The following is a 16,746-nucleotide window of genomic DNA, read 5'->3' as shown; positions in this document are numbered from 1 at the left end:
GGTGATCGTATACTATTTGGTACAAGAGAATTTAAAGTAAACCAAGTAAAATATTTTAAATTTAAAAAGTTCAATAATGTCAACAAAGACTAAGACTGCCAAAAAGGCTCCAGCTAGAAAAGCTGCTACTAAAAAAGTAGTTGCTAAGAAAGCGGCTCCAAAAAAAGTAGCCAAGAAAGCAGCACCAAAAAAGGTGACAGCTAAGAAAGCTACAGTAAAGAAAGTAACTGCTAAGAAGGTGGTTAAAAAAGCAGCTCCTAAGAAAAAGGTAGTAGCTAAAAAAGTAACAGCTAAAAAGACTGTTGCTAAAAAAGCAGCTCCGAAGAAAAGAGTAGCAGCTAAAAAAGTAACAGCTAAAAAGACTGTTGCTAAAAAAGCGGCTCCAAAGAAAAAGGCAGTAGCTAAAAAGGTAGCTCCAAAGAAAAGAGTAGCAGCTAAAAAAGTAACAGCTAAAAAGACTGTTGCTAAAAAAGCGGCTCCAAAGAAAAAGGCAGTAGCTAAAAAGGTAGCTCCAAAGAAAAGAGTAGTAGCTAAAAAAGTAACAGCTAAGAAGACTGTTGCTAAAAAAGCGGCTCCAAAGAAAAAGGCAGTAGCTAAAAAGGCAGCTCCAAAGAAAAGAGTAGTAGCTAAAAAAGTAACAGCTAAGAAGACTGTTGCTAAAAAAGCGGCTCCAAAGAAAAAGGCAGTTGCTAAAAAGGCAGCTCCTAAGAAAAGAGTAGTAGCTAAGAAAGTAACGGCTAAGAAGACTGTTGCTAAAAAAGCGGCTCCAAAGAAAAAGGCAGTTGCTAAAAAGGCAGCTCCTAAGAAAAGAGTAGTGGCTAAAAAAGTAACAGCTAAAAAGACTGTTGCTAAAAAAGCTGCTCCAAAGAAAAAGGCAGTAGCTAAAAAAGCAGCTCCTAAGAAAAGAGTAGTAGCTAAAAAAGTAACAGCTAAGAAGACTGTTGCTAAAAAAGCGGCTCCAAAGAAAAAGGCAGTGGCTAAAAAGGCAGCTCCAAAGAAAAGAGTAGTAGCTAAAAAAGTAACAGCTAAAAAGACTGTTGCTAAAAAAGCGGCTCCAAAGAAAAAGGCAGTAGCTAAAAAGGCAGCTCCTAAGAAAAGAGTAGTAGCTAAAAAAGCAGCTCCTAAGAAAAGAGTAGTAGCTAAGAAAGCGGCTCCTAAGAAAAGAGTAGTAGCTAAGAAAGCGGCTCCTAAGAAAAGAGTAGCAGCTAAGAAAGCAGCTCCTAAGAAAAGAGTAGCAGCTAAAAAAGCAGCTCCTAAGAAAAGAGTAGCAGCTAAAAAAGCAGCTCCTAAGAAAGTAACTGCTAAGAAATCTACAGCTAAAAAAACAACTAAAGTAATGGTTGTTCGTAAAACTACTGGTAGAAGAGCAAGAGCTTAAGTATAAGATTCTCTTAACGAGTTTTCATAAAAACCATCTGCTTTAATGTAGATGGTTTTTCTTTTGGGGTATTCCCAAATGATATGAATACAAAAAAACGGCCCTGATTTTGAATCAGAGCCGTTTTTAATTTATTACCCGAAGGTTGATGTTATTACATCATGCCTGGCATACCGCCGCCATGTGCATGACCACCAGCTGCAGGAGCTTCTTCTTTGATATCAATCAAAGCACACTCTGTAGTTAAGATCATACCAGCTACAGAAGCTGCATTCTCTAATGCTACACGTGTTACTTTAGTTGGATCAATGATACCAGCTTTAAGCATGTCAACATACTTATCCGCTTTAGCGTCATAACCAAAATCACCTTTACCTTCTTGTACTTTTGCCGCAACAACAGAACCTTCACCACCAGCATTTTCTACAATTGTACGCAATGGTGCTTCAATAGCACGTGCTACAATTTGTACGCCAGTTTCTTCATCTGCATTATCAGTTGCAATTTTAGCAAGAGCACTTTTAGCGCGAATTAAAGCAACGCCACCACCAGCTACAATACCTTCTTCAACTGCAGCACGTGTTGAGTGCAATGCATCATCTACACGGTCTTTTTTCTCTTTCATTTCAACTTCAGAAGCAGCACCTACATAAAGTACAGCTACACCGCCAGCCAATTTAGCCAAACGCTCTTGAAGTTTTTCACGATCGTAATCAGAAGTAGTAGTCTCAATTTGAGATTTTATCTGATTCACACGAGCTTTGATGTCTTTTTTAACACCTTCACCGTTTACGATTGTTGTATTGTCTTTGTCTACAGTTACACTACCTGCAGTACCTAACATATCTAAAGAAGCATTTTCTAAAGAGAAACCTCTTTCTTCAGAGATTACAGTACCACCAGTTAAAATAGCGATGTCTTCTAACATTGCTTTTCTTCTGTCACCAAAACCTGGTGCTTTAACTGCAGCGATTTTTAAACCACCTCTTAATTTGTTTACTACTAAAGTAGCTAAGGCTTGACCATCAACATCTTCAGCAATAATCAATAAAGATCTTCCGGCTTGTGCAACTGGCTCAAGAATTGGAAGTATCTCTTGTAAGTTTGAAATCTTTTTGTCAAACAATAAGATGTATGGATTCTCTAATTCAGTAACCATTTTGTCAGTATCCGTAACGAAGTACGGAGAAAGATAACCACGATCGAATTGCATACCTTCAACAACATCTACATATGTATCTGTTCCTTTAGCTTCTTCAACAGTAATTACACCTTCTTGACCAACTTTACCAAAAGCTACAGCGATAAGATCACCAATTGTTTCGTCATTGTTCGCAGAAATTGAAGCTACTTGCTTAATTTTTTCTGAAGAGTCACCTACTTTTTTTGATTGCTTAGCAAGGTCAGCAACAATAGCTTCTACTGCTTTGTCAATACCTCTTTTCAAATCCATTGGATTTGCACCTGCTGCAACGTTTTTCAATCCTTCTTTTACGATAGACTGTGCTAAAACGGTAGCGGTAGTTGTACCATCACCAGCAAGGTCGTTGGTTTTAGAAGCAACTTCTTTAACCATTTGCGCACCCATATCTTCGATAGGATCCGATAACTCAATTTCTTTTGCTACAGATACACCATCTTTAGTTACTACAGGTGCTCCGAATGATTTACTGATAATAACATTTCTTCCTTTTGGGCCTAATGTTACTTTTACTGCATTTGCTAAAGCATCAACGCCTCTTTTGAGTCCGTCACGTGCTTCAATATCAAACTTAATATCTTTTGCCATTATAAATATATTTTTTTAGTTGGGTTATACGATTGCAAAAATGTCACTTTCGCGCATCATTAGGTAATCGCCGCCGTCAAGCTTTAATTCAGTACCTGAGAATTTTCCGTAAAGTACAGTATCTCCTACTTTTACTGTTACCTCATAGTCTTTAGTACCTGGGCCTACAGCCACAACTTTTCCTTTTTGAGGTTTCTCTTTTGCTGTTTCTGGAATAATAATTCCAGACGCTGTTTTAGTTTCAGCTGCCATAGGTTGTACGAGTACCCTATCAGCAAGCGGCTTAATGTTAACTTTGGCCATATTTCTAGATTTTTAATTTAATTAAGGTTCGGGCTATAACAGACAGAAATTGTGCCACTACGCAAAACCTGACATATTGTAAAACAAAAATGCCAGCTTGTCATTAAGCTGGCATTTGAATGTCATGTATGTTGTATCTGCTATAGACTGTCAGTTGGGTCAGTACCCTCTGTTGCCGGAGTAGTTACCGGCGCAGCTTCAGGAATTGACTCTGGTATTGTCTCAGGAATTACATTCTCAATATCATCACCATCAAGTAGTTTTGAGTCAACGGTACCGAAGTCACCTTTTAAAGCAACGTTTGATGCTAATATTAATACGATTAATAGAATGGCTAGTGTCCACGTACTTTTATCTAAAAAGTCACCCGTTTTTTTGACACCACCTACTACTTGGCTACCGCCACCACCGAAAGATGATGATAATCCGCCTCCTTTTGGATTTTGAACCATAATGACCAAAACCAATAGAAAACAGACAATGATAATTAACATTAAAAATATATTGAAAGTACCCATTTTGCTACTTATTTTCTTGTTGTAATTTCTTTACTGCCCGAATTCGGTCTGCAAAGAAACCACTTTTTTCCGGATATTTCAAACTTAATATTTTGTAAGCCTGTATGGCGTTCTTGTACTTTTTTTGCTCTAAATATACCCGAGCCAAAGTGACTGTCATTAATTCGTTTTTATCGATTTTAACTGAGTCTTTAATCTTTACCTGAGCCACATTCTCTTTGGGCTCTATTTTTGGCTTGTCTTCTAAAAATCGATCGATTAAATCAAACTTCTTCTTTTTAGTTGGATCTTCTTCAAGCGGGAACTCAATAGGTTCTATTTCTGCTTCTTCTACTACGGGTTTCGTTTCACTACGGTCTATTGATTTTAGCGTGGTTACCTGTAGCCATTCCGAAAACGAATATTTCTCTTTTTTAGTGAAGGGTAGGGGGGCGCCAAGCTCTAATTCTTTTTCTGCTTCTTTTTTCGATTTAAAAAGCTTTGGGTCTAAAATGGTATCAGCATCTTTTAAGTTTCTCGGTAAGGGTGCATCTTCTGAAGGTTCAATCAGGCTTTTTCCTTCTTTTTTCTCCGGGATGATTTCTTCTAATACAACATCGGTTTCTACCAAAGGTGTTGTTTTGCCTGAAATGGTATCGGCAATACTATTTTGAATAAATTCTGGAGAGGTGATAAACTCAAACAAAATATCACGATCCGCTGTATGTGCTGCCGTAACTTTTAGCGCATCATTGTATTTGAAACTGTGATTATTTTTTAGTCCTTTTAAATGCAAAGCACGTGCCGCTTGAAAATACGGATAGGTAGCAAGAACATCTGCAAGATCATTGGTGGCGTCTTGTGAAATGGCGTCATCTGGATGTTGTAGTAGTTGAGAAAATTCTTGTACGTTCATGTTTTGGTTACTTCTTGTTGTGCGCCTAAAACTTATACTATTACCAATCTGCTAATGAGGCATTAAAAATGTCTTGTGTAATTCGCTCAAAAATTACTTCAAGGGCTTCATCTTTTACCGAAGGTAAATTCTGAGCTGCCGGAAAATCATAGAAAAATGAAAAGCGTGTTTCAAAATCAGCATCTTCTTTGGTGCGATTGTAAAACCGAACTTTTACCGCCATTGATAATCGGTTTTGAGCAGCTGTCTGTTGTGCAGTTGCCGTCATTGGTGAAACTCTATATTCTACAATCTCGCCTTCATATAATAAATCTGCTGTGCCAGAATTAGTTAAATCTAAACTGGTTTGGTTCATGATTCTTTCTTGTAGCGCTTGAGTGAAATCTCTTTCTAAGCCGGGTTCAAAAATAGAACCGGGACTCTGGGTTGCAAAATTTTGAAAATTAGGAACCTGAAAAGTTTCTGCCGTACCAATATTACCACCTGTAAAATTATAAATGCCACAACCACTTAAAAATGTAGTGCAAATTGCCACTACGAGAATACTAAGGGTGCGTTTTATTTTTGCAATTTCTACTCTCAAATTTCTACTTTTTAAAATAACACTACAAATCGTATTGCTTAATTTTTCTGTACAAGGTTCGCTCTGATATACCCAGTTCAGTTGCGGCAGCTTTTCGTTTGCCTCGGTTACGCTCTAACGATTTTTTAATGAGTTCTACTTCTTTCTCTTGTAAAGATAGTGTTTCCTCTTCTTCAATTTCTTCTGCAAAATGATATCGGTCATCTTGTTGTTGCTGAAGATAAGGCTGCTCTTCATTGGGTTGTGGCAGTTGTAAAACTTCTAATGAGTCTGCAATTTCTTCCTCTTCTTGATCCTCATCTTTTTCATTGTTTCCGTAAATTTTCTGGATCAATGTTTCGTTTTCTTCTTGTACTTTTTCTGTGTCATTATTCTTGAGTAGAGAAAGGGTCAACTTTTTTAAATCGTTGAGGTCACCCTTCATGTCAAAAAGAACTTTGTACAGTATTTCGCGTTCGTTACTGAAATCGCCTTCTTTTTTTCCTTTACCGATAACAGCTGGTAAATTAGAATTGTTTGAATTGGGTAAGTATCCATTTAAAGTAATTAATGAAATACTTCTACCTTCTTCAAGCACTGATATTTGCTCAGCAATATTTCGCAATTGTCTGATGTTACCTGGCCATCTGTATTTTAGCAAAAGTTGCACAGCATCATCTTCTAATCGGATTGTTGGCATTTTATATTTCTTGCCAAAATCTGAAGCGAACTTGCGAAACAATAAATGAATGTCTTCTTTTCTTTCGCGCAACGGTGGAATACCAATTTCAACAGTACTCAATCGATAGTACAAATCTTCACGAAATTTTTCTTTCTCAATGGCTTCAAACATATTCACGTTTGTAGCTGCCACAATTCGTATATCTGTTTTTTGAACTTGCGAGGATCCTACTTTTAAGAATTCACCATTTTCTAAAACTCGCAATAATCGTACTTGAGTTGTTAGTGGTAGCTCACCTACTTCATCTAAAAAAATTGTACCACCATCTGCAACTTCAAAATAGCCACTACGGGTTTGAGTAGCACCGGTAAAGGCACCTTTTTCATGACCAAAAAGTTCACTGTCTATTGTGCCTTCTGGAATTGCACCACAGTTTACAGCAATATATTTTGCATGCTTTCTGTGTGAAAGTGCATGTATTATTTTGGGGATAGACTCTTTACCTACACCACTTTCACCTGTCACCAATACCGAAATATCAGTGGGTGCAACTTGTGTTGCTTTTTCAAGAGCACGATTGAGTTTTGCATCGTTACCAATGATCTCAAAGCGTTGTTTTATAGCTTGTATATTACTCATTAGCTGCTTATCTTCTTGTGATTTTTATTACTAAATCACATTAATTATTATGGCTTAGGCCTACTGCTGTGCCAATTAAAGTAGCAGAGGTACATTCTTCCATTTTTACATTTACAAAATCACCTAGTTTGTAATTTTCTTTCGGAAAAACGGCTACGGTATTGTGTTCGTTTCTACCCATCCAGTGGTTCTCATTCTTTTTTGAGGTGCCTTCAATGAGTATTTCTTGTGTTTTGCCAATATGTTGTGTGGTACGTATTTTACAATGTTCACGCTGCACCGCAATAACTTCAGCTAATCTTCTTTTTTTAATGGCTAGCGGTACATCATCTTCTAGTTTTCTTGCCGCAGCGGTTCCTGGTCTTTCAGAATATGCATACATATATCCGAAATCGTATTTCACATATTCCATTAAAGACAGCGTGTCTTGATGATCTTCTTCAGTCTCAGTCGGAAAACCAGTAATCATATCTTGCGAAATAGAACAATTCGGAATGATTTTTCTGATGTTGTCTATCAGTTCAAAATATTCTTCACGGGTGTGTAATCGGTTCATTTCCTTTAAAATACGGTTGCTTCCGCTTTGTACTGGTAAATGAATGTAATTGCAGATATTCTCATGTTTTGCCATGGTATGAATGACATCTAAGGTCATATCTTGCGGATTAGAAGTTGAAAAACGAATACGCATTTTAGGTTGGGCAAGTGCCACCATTTCTAATAACTTAGAAAAGTCAACGGCCATTGCTTTTTGCATTTCAGAGGCATTGGTGAAATCTTTTTTCAAGCCACCCCCATACCAAACATAGCTGTCTACATTCTGACCTAAGAGCGTAATTTCTTTATAACCTTTATTCCATAAATCATTAACCTCTTCAAGAATTGACTGCGGATCTCTACTGCGCTCACGACCTCTTGTAAAAGGTACTACACAAAAGGTACACATGTTGTCGCAACCTCGTGTAATGGAAACAAATGCATTTACCCCATTGGTGTTTAACCGAACTGGTGCAACATCACCATAAGTTTCTTCTTTTGAAAGAATAACATTTACAGCATTTCGGCCTTCATCAATCTCTTGTATAAGATTTGGCAAATCTTTGTAGGCATCTGGCCCTACGACCATATCTACTATTTTTTCTTCTTCAAGAAATTTATCTTTTAAGCGTTCTGCCATACAGCCCAATACACCCACTTTCATGTGTGGCTTCGTTTTTTTAATGGCATTGAATTTCTCTAAACGCTTACGAACTGTCATTTCAGCTTTCTCACGAATAGAACAGGTATTCACTAAAACCAAATCTGCCTCTTCTAAAATATCAGTAGTGTTGAATCCTTCTTTAGATAAAATGGACGCAACAATTTCACTATCTGAAAAGTTCATAGCACACCCATAGCTCTCAATATACAGCTTGCGAGTGTTTGTATTCTTGTTTTCTATTGCCAAGGTGGTACCTTGAACTGATTCGTCTATGATTTTCTCCATCTATAAAAATATACCTACCTTAAAATAGGGTTTGCAAAGATAGTACTATATTCAAAAACGTGACAATATGACAGTGTTTTTTAGCACTAATTTAAGTATCGTGTCGTTAATGCTTAACTATTTAGTATAAATCAAAAACCATCGCATGAATTTTGAAACTGTAATAAATAAAATCAATGAGAAGCCGAATCTTGACTTCGGAAGTATTTTTTCTAGGTCTATAGACTTATTTAAACTGGTTTGGGTACAAGGCTTAGTAACATTACTGTTAACAATGGTATGTATGTTACCCTTTTATATAATCTTGTATTTGCCAATGATAGCAATGGGTATTTCTAGTCCTGAGACCTTGCAAGCTGGTGAATTGCCTCCTGCTACGGCTGTTATGATGTTTGTTTTAATGCCATTTTTCATGCTTGCAGTTATGATTATAAGTATTGCTTTAAACGCTGCTTTCTTGCGCATTTGCAAGCAGAAAGATTTAAATGAGATGGCTAAAGAGAATTACTTTTATTATTTGAAAGGAAAAAATTTAGGCAAGTTATTGCAACTTTCTTTGTTGTGCTTGGCGATTTCAATTTTAGGTATGTTAGCTTGTGGTGTTGGACTTATCTATGTTGTTGTGCCTATGTCGCTTATTCCTGCTTTTTTAGCTTTTGATGAAGAATTATCACCTATGGAAATGGTTAAAGCAAGTTTTAAACTAGGAAATAAAAATTGGCTTGTCATCTTCGGATTGATCATAGTAATGAGTTTTATTGCACAACTAGGTATGATTCTATGCTTTATCGGTGTCTTATTTACCGCGATGTTAGCTAAAGTTCCTGTCTATTTTATGTACAAAGACGGTGTAAGCTTTCCGGTGGAAGAATAGGTAAATTGTTTTCCGTTGGTCGATCCATAACGCAACCTTTTACAGGGCTAGCCATCTAAATAGCACAACCCTACAAAAAAATGAAGTTATGAAAAAGCTGTGTTTATTAGTGCTATTTGCTATAAGTTTAGTATTTGTTTCGTGCAGTGATGATGATCCAAATTCAGAACTGTATGCAGATTATGTAGTTGCTACTCCAGTGATGATGAGTCAATCGGAGTTTCGAAATAGTATTGACGTTTTACCCCCACAACCCATTAAAGAGTCTGGTAAAATTTATGCCTACAAGAATTACATTTTTGTAAATGATAAGTATGAAGGAGTTCATGTAATTGATAATTCAGACCCGAGTGCACCTAATAAAATCAATTTTATAAAAATTGCCGGTAATGTAGATATCTCTGTGAAAGACGATTATTTATATGCAGATAGTATTATGGATTTGATTGTATTTGATATTTCAGATATTACGGCAATTAAAACTGTAAATAGGTTAGAAAATGTTTTACAACAATATTTGAATTGGCCTATTGAAGCTGATATTTTTAATTGGGAGTCTACAGGTAATGGTGATGTTCAGGTTGGTTGGGAAACTAAAACTGAACGTATGTTGATTGCGGATTATGAAGAAAGATTTCTTTTTAGAGATGGTGACGTTGCTTTAGAGAATTTAAGTACTGCTGATGGTGCAACTGGGCAAGGTGGTTCATTGGCTCGGTTTAAAATTGTTAATGATTTTCTCTATGCTGTTGATAGTCACTACATCAATATTTTTGAGATTTCAGATTTAGCCAACCCATTAGATTTAGAAGATATTTATGCTGGGTTTGATATTGAGACCATCTTTAATAGAGGGCAACATTTGTTTTTAGGCAGTATGCGTGGGATGTATATCTATGATATTTCATCACCTGCAAAACCCGAATTTGTTTCAGAGTTTGAACATGGCACCGCTTGCGACCCAGTGGTTGTTGATGGTGATTATGCCTATGTTACTTTACGAGGCGGTAATAATTGTGGCGCTACTGAAAGTGGATTATTTATTATTGATATTACGAATATTAGTAATCCAACATTAACCACTTCGTATGCCATGGATAGCCCCTATGGTTTGGGTATAAAAGATGAAAAACTATTTATTTGTGATGGTGATTCTGGTTTAAAAGTCTATGATAAAACCGATGTTGAAAATCTAGTATCACTAAATCATTTTGAAAATATAAATACGTTTGATGTGATTCCGTTAGCTGAAAGTCTTTTGATGATAGGCGACCAAATTCTATACCAATACACGTATTTAGATAACAATATTGAGTTGATCAGTACGTTAGATTTGAACTAGTTCGCTAAAAGAATGATGTCTAAACACTCCTTTTTTTAGGGGTGTTTTTTTTATCTATACATTAAGGTACGACTTGATATAAATTTTTTCATATACATTTGTGCCCTCAAATTTAATTACATGGCTAAGAATTTAGTAATCGTTGAGTCACCTGCAAAGGCAAAGACTATAGAGAAGTTTCTCGGAAAAGATTTTAAGGTAGAGTCCAGTTTTGGGCATATCGCAGATCTTCCTTCAAAGGAGCTTGGGGTTGATGTTGATAACAATTTTGAACCCAAATATATAGTTGACGAAGACAAGAAAGCTCTAGTCAAAAAATTAAGAGATTTAGCTAAAAAAGCAGACACCATATGGCTCGCGAGTGATGAGGATCGCGAGGGTGAGGCCATATCTTGGCACTTAAGCGAAACATTGGGTCTTGATAAAGACAAAACCAAAAGAATAGTTTTTAACTCCATTACTAAATCAGCTATTCAGAAGGCTATTGAGAATCCGAGAGATATCAATTATAACCTTGTGAATGCACAACAAGCACGAAGAGTATTGGATCGATTGGTGGGGTATCAACTTTCACCAGTGCTATGGAAAAAAATAAAACCAGGTCTTTCTGCTGGGCGGGTACAATCTGTTGCCGTTCGATTAATTGTAGAGCGTGAAAGAGATATAGAAGGCTTTACACCTGAAGCATCATTTAAAATAGCTGCTGAATTTAAAACAGAAACAGGAAGCGTTTTTCAAGCAAAACTAAATAAGACTTTTAAAACCAAAAAAGAGGCGCAAGCCTTTTTAGATACAAACTTAGGTGCAAATTTTTCGGTTGGTAATCTTGATAAAAAACCAGCAAAAAAATCACCTTCAGCTCCGTTTACAACTTCTACTTTACAACAAGAAGCATCCAGAAAATTATATTTTTCAGTAGGTAGAACAATGCAGGTTGCACAACGTTTGTATGAAGCGGGTCTTATTACCTATATGAGAACAGATAGTGTGAATCTATCTAGCGAAGCAATTAATGCTGCTAAAGATGCTATTGTTGAAAATTACGGTGAATCATATAGTACTATTAGAAATTTCAAAGGAAAATCTAAGGGTGCACAAGAAGCGCATGAGGCCGTAAGACCTACTGATATGAAAAATCAATCGCCTTCTTTAGAACGCGATCAGTCTAAATTATATGATTTAATTTGGAAACGTACTATTGCCTCACAAATGAGTGATGCGCAATTAGAACGTACCAACGTAAAAATAAAAGCCAGCACGCATAGCGATGATTTTTCTGCTAATGGTGAGGTAATTAAGTTTGATGGTTTCCTTAAAGTTTATATGGAAGGATTGGATGATGAAGATCAAGCTGAAGAACAAGAAGGTATGTTACCAGCGATGAAAGTTGGTGATGCTTTGTCTAACAATTATATTACTGCAACAGAGCGTTTTACAAGACCACCTTACCGTTATACGGAAGCATCCTTAGTAAAAAAGTTAGAAGAGCTTGGTATTGGTAGACCATCTACATATGCACCAACTATTTCAACAATTCAGAATAGAAAGTATGTTGAAAAAGGTACTATTGAAGGCGTTGAGCGTTCATATGCACAATTACTTTTAGCTGATAATACTATTGCAGAAAAAAAATTGACGGAAACTATTGGTTCTGATAAAGGTAAATTAGTACCGACTGACATTGGTATGATTGTAAATGATTTCTTAGTGAGTCATTTTGCGAGTATTCTTGATTATAATTTCACTGCTCGAGTAGAAGAGAATTTTGATGAAATTGCAGAAGGATCTGAAGATTGGCAAAAAGTTATCAAAACATTTTATAATGATTTTCACCCTAAAGTACTAGATGTTGAAGAAAATGCGGATCGAGCTAGTGGTGAACGTGTTTTAGGTAAAGATCCAAAAACAGGCAGACAGGTTTCTGTTCGTTTAGGTCGTTTTGGACCAATGGTTCAAATAGGTACAGTAGATGAAGAAGAAAAACCTTTGTTTGCAAGTCTATTGCCAGAACATTCTTTGAATACAATTAGTTTTGATGAAGCCATGGTGCTTTTTGAATTGCCTAGAACTTTAGGGGATTACAAAGGTGAAGAGGTGCTTGCAAACGTTGGTCGTTTCGGACCATATGTGAAATTTGGTGATAAGTTTGTTTCACTTGCAAAAGGTGAAAGCGCTTTTGATGTAGATTTAGAAAGAGCTATTGAACTTATTGTTGAAAAAGAAAAGGCAGATGCTCCTATTTATTCTTATGAAGACAAAGATGTTACCAAAGGTACAGGTCGTTTTGGACCTTTTATCAAATGGGATGGCATGTTTATTAATGTCAATAAAAAGTATGATTTTGATAACCTTTCAGAAGCAGACCTTGTTGAATTAATTGAGACTAAAAAGCAAAAAGAGATTGATAAGGTTGTGCAAAACTGGGAAGATGAAGGTATTCGTATTGAAAAAGCGAGATGGGGCCGTCACAATATTATCAAAGGTAAAATAAAAGTAGAAATTGCAAAATCTGTTGATGCTACAAAAATAACACTTGAGGCTGCCAAAGATTTTATAGAGAAAAAGACACCTAAGAAAAAAGCAAAAGCTAAGCCAAAAGCAAAGGCGAAAGCAAAACCAAAGGCAAAAAAGTAATTGTTTAAGCTTAATTAGTCTTATCAGTTTTAACTGCTGGAAAAAAAAGGTTAGGTAATCTTATAAGTTTGAGCCCTAAAATTAATTTTTAGGGCTTTTTTATGTCTTTTATTTTCCCAATTAATATTCTTTTGAGAATTTCGATTTTACAGTTGTTCCGTAAATGTTAACCAAATAACTTTGCAAGTGAACACTAAACAGCTACTACATGGCTTTTGATTTTTTGGTTCCGGTTGCCGATAAGGTTTTGGCACACTGTGAATTATTACCTGAACAATCGATTGGAAAAAATATTTACGTACATACAGCGCAAAAAGGTTTGCCTGTTTTGGCCAATGCCTCTATGGCAATTGTTGGTGTAAGAGAATCGCGAAATGCCTTTGAAAAGAAAACAGAAAAGCTAGATACTACTGGCATTCGTATTCAATTGTATAAGCTATTAATGGGCAATTGGAATTCTACTTTGGTAGATATGGGCGATATTGAAGAGGGTGAAAGTGTAGAAGATACCTATTTTGTGGTTAAAGAAATTGTCGCTGGCCTACTTGAAGAAAATATAATTCCGATTATTATAGGCGCTACACAAGATATAACCTATCCAACATATAGAGCTTTTGACGGAATAAGAAGTATGATAAATCTGGTATCTATAGATAGTAGATTTGACTTTGGAATGGATGATGAATTGATATCTTCTCATTCTTATATGAGTAAAATTATTACGGATAAACCCAATAATTTATTCAATTTTTCAAATTTAGCATACCAAAGTTACTTCAATGCACAAGAAGAAATGGACCTTATGGAGCGCCTATTTTTCGATGCTTGTAGGCTAGGCGAGCTAACTGCAGATATTAGTGTAGCAGAACCAACCTTGCGTGATGCCAATATGGTAAGCTTAGATGCAAGAGCAATTAGAGCATCTGAAATGGGTATGTCTGATAACTTTTCACCTAATGGTTTAACAGGTAGAGAAATTTGTGCTTTATCAAGATATGCAGGTTTAAGTGATCGAGTTGATGTGTTTGGTGTGTATGAAATGGATAATAATATGCAGTCATACCAACTTGTTTCACAGATAATTTGGTACTTTATTGAAGGTTATAATTTTAGGGTTAAAGAATCACCTTACCTAAATAAAGAAGACTTTGTTAAATATAATGTGCCAACAGAAATTGAAAATTTAGTTTTTTATAAAAGTAATCTTACCAATAGATGGTGGATAGAACTACCTTCTATTTACGGATCACATACTAAAACGAATACGATGTCGTTATTACCTTGCACCGAAAAAGACTACTTAGATGCATGTGATCAAAATATTCCAGAACGCTGGTTTAAAGCCTATAAGAAAGGGTATAATTGATCAAGTTTTTTTTTTAAGTATCATGGTGTTCCATACAATATTTTACACAAAAAGCAGTTTTAGTGAGTAGAAAAATATTGTGTTTACAGTTTTTAACCATAATCGAAATTAACCTAAAGTATGAAAAAGCTATTGTTATCATCTATAGCGTTTGTCTTTTTACTCACCAGTTGTGGGTCTAAGACAAAAGGAGAACTAATCGGAGCTCAAGGAAAGCGTTGGTATCCGGAGAAACCTTATGGAATGGAGTTGATCCCTCAGGGGTCATTCATTATGGGTAAGAGTGAAGAAGATCAAGCGAAAGTTCTCAACGCACCAACTAAAACTGTTACCGTACGATCATTCTATATGGATGACACCGAAATCACAAACAGCGAATATCGTCAGTTTGTAGAATGGGTAAAAGATTCTATTACTAGAACTAAATTAGCAATTCTTGCAGATGAGCTTGGTTTAGGTCCAGAAGATGGTGGAATCGGTGAGTACGCATTTAAAGATGCAGATACTACCAAATCTTCTGCATATGACAAGTACATGTTAGATAATTATTCTGGTATGGGCGAAACTGGTTATGAAGGAAGAGGTCTGAATTTAGATGAAAATCTAGTTTGGGATACTTCTGAATATCCAGATGAGTACTATACTGAAATAATGGATTCTTTATATATTCCTGAAGAGGAGTCTTATAATGGTCAACGTACAATTGACGTTACTAAATTAAAGTATAAGTATAGCTGGATGGATATCGAAGCTGCTGCTCGTTCTAGAAACGGTAGAAGAAAAGATTTTATCAGACACGAAGAGTTAGAAGTTTATCCTGATACTACAGTTTGGATTCGTGATTTCGAATACTCTTACAATGAGCCAATGCACAATGATTATTTCTGGCATGATGCTTATAGTGATTATCCTGTTGTTGGAATCTCTTGGGAACAAGCAAGAGCATTCTGTAACTGGAGAACAAAATTCAAGAATGACGATCAAAAAGAAAAAGGTAAACAATTTGTAAACCAATTTAGATTGCCTACTGAAGCGGAATGGGAGTATGCAGCTAGAGGTGGTATCGAAGGTGGTACATATCCTTGGGGTGGCCCATATGTTATTAGCGATACGGGTTGTTATATGGCAAACTTTAAACCGCAACGTGGTGATTATGCAGCAGATGCAGCATTATATACTGTAGAAGCTAAATCTTACGAGCCAAACGATTTTAACCTATACAACATGGCTGGTAATGTTTCTGAATGGACAAATTCAAGTTACGATGCAGATTCATACGACTATGTATCTACAATGAACCCAAATGGTGGTGGCGGTGCAAATGCTAGAAAAGTTATACGAGGTGGTTCTTGGAAAGATGTTGCTTATTTTTTACAAGTAAGTACAAGAGATTATGAATACGCTGATTCTGCTCGTAGTTATGTAGGTTTTAGAACTGTACAAGATTACATGGGTGAAGAAGATTCAACACAATAAAATATAAAAAATCCTAAATACAATACATCGATTTAAAACGTATATAAAATCGGAGGTATTAAAAGTTAACCAAATCCTTATTATTAACATTAAACTTAAATTAAATTAAAAATTATGGCACAGTCAAAAGCAACAAAGAAATTATTTAACATGGCCTACGGCCTAGGAGCATCGATTGTAATTATTGGTGCATTATTCAAAATCTTACACTGGGAGTTCGGTCCACTTACAGGTGGTTTATTACTAGCGGTAGGTTTAATTACTGAAGCACTTATTTTTGCTATTAGTGCATTTGAACCTTTAGATGATGAGTACGATTGGTCTTTAGTATACCCAGAATTAGCTGGTGGTGCTTCTCAAGACAGAGGTAATGAGCTTAATGCAATTAAAGAATCAGAAGCTTCATTGTCTGGTAAATTAGATGAATTATTAAAAGAAGCTGGTGTTGATGCACAACTTATGGAAAGTTTAGGATCTAGTATCAGAAACTTTGAAGGTGCTGCTAAAGGAATTGCTCCTACAGTTGACGCTATGGAATCTACTAGAAAATATTCTGATGAAATGGTTCAGGCTGCTTCTCAAATGGAATCTTTGAATAGTTTATATAAAGTACAATTAGAAAGTGCTAGCAAACAAGCATCTGTGAATGAAGAGCAATTGCAAAATGCTGCTGCTTTAAAAGATCAAATGCAGTCTTTAGCTACTAACCTTTCTTCATTGAATGGAGTATACGGTGGTATGTTAAGCGCAATGACCAAAAGCTAATTAGTTTTAGTTAAATAACCCCAAATTTAGTATTAAT

General features: G+C 35.9%; 14 protein-coding genes. 7 read left to right on the top strand and 7 right to left on the bottom strand.

Annotation, left to right across the window (positions count from 1 at the left end; genetic code table 11):
- The first annotated feature begins 76 nt into the window (after positions 1-76).
- Entirely contained in the window at positions 77-1,378 is a 1,302-nt protein-coding gene (locus JQC67_RS00720) for a histone H1-like repetitive region-containing protein (protein WP_203250949.1), read from the top strand.
- A gap of 154 nt (positions 1,379-1,532) precedes the next feature.
- On the opposite strand, the gene groL is transcribed toward JQC67_RS00720, so the two are convergent.
- From groL to miaB, 7 genes are all read right to left on the bottom strand, one after another.
- Positions 1,533-3,167, bottom strand: coding sequence for a chaperonin GroEL (gene groL, locus JQC67_RS00715; protein ID WP_203250948.1), 1,635 nt, complete (start codon positions 3,165-3,167; stop codon positions 1,533-1,535).
- A gap of 24 nt (positions 3,168-3,191) precedes the next feature.
- A complete protein-coding gene (locus JQC67_RS00710) occupies positions 3,192-3,470 on the bottom strand; it encodes a co-chaperone GroES (RefSeq protein WP_203250947.1) in 279 nt (92 codons plus the stop codon).
- Positions 3,471-3,610: 140 nt separating this feature from the next.
- Positions 3,611-3,988, bottom strand: coding sequence for a preprotein translocase subunit SecG (secG, locus tag JQC67_RS00705; protein WP_203250946.1), 378 nt, complete (start codon positions 3,986-3,988; stop codon positions 3,611-3,613).
- 4 nt (positions 3,989-3,992) lie between these two features.
- Positions 3,993-4,883 carry a hypothetical protein gene (locus tag JQC67_RS00700; RefSeq protein WP_203250945.1) on the bottom strand — a complete coding sequence of 297 codons (891 nt, stop codon included), beginning with the start codon at positions 4,881-4,883 and terminating at the stop codon, positions 3,993-3,995.
- A gap of 40 nt (positions 4,884-4,923) precedes the next feature.
- Positions 4,924-5,445, bottom strand: coding sequence for an LPS assembly lipoprotein LptE (gene lptE, locus JQC67_RS00695; protein WP_394369461.1), 522 nt, complete (start codon positions 5,443-5,445; stop codon positions 4,924-4,926).
- 43 nt (positions 5,446-5,488) lie between these two features.
- A complete protein-coding gene (locus JQC67_RS00690) occupies positions 5,489-6,766 on the bottom strand; it encodes a sigma-54 interaction domain-containing protein (protein ID WP_203250944.1) in 1,278 nt (425 codons plus the stop codon).
- Between the two features lie 40 nt (positions 6,767-6,806).
- Positions 6,807-8,252, bottom strand: a complete 1,446-nt coding sequence (gene miaB / locus JQC67_RS00685; RefSeq protein WP_203250943.1) for a tRNA (N6-isopentenyl adenosine(37)-C2)-methylthiotransferase MiaB — start codon at positions 8,250-8,252, stop codon at positions 6,807-6,809.
- Between the two features lie 145 nt (positions 8,253-8,397).
- On the opposite strand from miaB, the gene JQC67_RS00680 reads away from it, so the two are divergent.
- The 6 genes from JQC67_RS00680 to porL all read left to right on the top strand — a co-directional run bounded on the left by JQC67_RS00680 (position 8,398) and on the right by porL (position 16,709).
- Positions 8,398-9,126, top strand: coding sequence for a hypothetical protein (locus tag JQC67_RS00680; RefSeq protein ID WP_203250942.1), 729 nt, complete (start codon positions 8,398-8,400; stop codon positions 9,124-9,126).
- Between the two features lie 88 nt (positions 9,127-9,214).
- Positions 9,215-10,468: an LVIVD repeat-containing protein gene (locus JQC67_RS00675; RefSeq protein WP_203250941.1), complete on the top strand. Its 1,254-nt coding sequence runs from the start codon at positions 9,215-9,217 to the stop codon at positions 10,466-10,468.
- Positions 10,469-10,588: 120 nt separating this feature from the next.
- Entirely contained in the window at positions 10,589-13,102 is a 2,514-nt protein-coding gene (gene topA, locus JQC67_RS00670) for a type I DNA topoisomerase (RefSeq protein ID WP_203250940.1), read from the top strand.
- A 208-nt stretch (positions 13,103-13,310) separates the two neighbouring features.
- The gene (locus tag JQC67_RS00665; RefSeq protein ID WP_203250939.1) at positions 13,311-14,468 is read left to right on the top strand and encodes a formimidoylglutamase; all 1,158 of its coding nucleotides are present in this window, start codon (positions 13,311-13,313) and stop codon (positions 14,466-14,468) included.
- A gap of 120 nt (positions 14,469-14,588) precedes the next feature.
- Positions 14,589-15,944: a T9SS ring complex lipoprotein PorK/GldK gene (gene porK / locus JQC67_RS00660; protein WP_203250938.1), complete on the top strand. Its 1,356-nt coding sequence runs from the start codon at positions 14,589-14,591 to the stop codon at positions 15,942-15,944.
- Positions 15,945-16,058: 114 nt separating this feature from the next.
- Complete coding sequence (gene porL, locus JQC67_RS00655) at positions 16,059-16,709, top strand: type IX secretion system motor protein PorL/GldL (RefSeq protein ID WP_203250937.1); 651 nt, start codon at positions 16,059-16,061, stop codon at positions 16,707-16,709.
- Positions 16,710-16,746: the final 37 nt, after the last annotated feature.

The organism is Aurantibacter crassamenti, from assembly GCF_016811105.1.
Lineage (GTDB): Bacteria > Bacteroidota > Bacteroidia > Flavobacteriales > Flavobacteriaceae > Aurantibacter_A > Aurantibacter_A crassamenti.
This window is presented reverse-complemented; position numbering and strand designations above follow the sequence as displayed.